General features: G+C 72.9%; 1 pseudogene. It reads right to left on the bottom strand.

The features are described 5' to 3' along the window. Positions 1-410 (bottom strand): annotated as a pseudogene (locus HOY81_RS27140) (N-acetylmuramoyl-L-alanine amidase); the annotation flags it as partial.

The following is a 410-nucleotide window of genomic DNA, read 5'->3' as shown; positions in this document are numbered from 1 at the left end:
AGCCCACGTCCTTGGTCCGCAGATGCTGCGCCACCCGCCCGTCCGACGACCGCAGCGAGTAGTGCCACGACACGTAGGCCGGGTCCTGCACCAGGTCCAGCGTGGTCTCCCAGGTGGCCTCGGTGTCGTGCACCACGATGTACTCGATCTCCTGCGACTCCGGGCGGTTGCCGGTGTCGTGGTTGCCGTAGTGGGTGGAGCCGTCGTCCCCGGTCCACTGCTCGTACGGGGCCGGTATCCACGTGCAGGAGAGGGTGCGCGGGCACTCCACGTCCCGGTGCCGCCGGGGGACGGGCAGTCCCAGGGCGTCGAGTTGGCCGGTGCGGGGCCGTACGCCGGGCCGGGCCGGCAGCGTCACCCGCTGCCCGCTGTCGGTGGTCCGCCGCGCGCCCTGCCGGATCACCGCGAAC

Origin of the sequence: Streptomyces sp. JJ36, assembly GCF_021696945.1 — a bacterium.
Taxonomy (GTDB): domain Bacteria; phylum Actinomycetota; class Actinomycetes; order Streptomycetales; family Streptomycetaceae; genus Streptomyces.
Note: the sequence above shows the minus strand (reverse complement) of the source record. Positions and strands in the feature narration are given on the sequence as shown.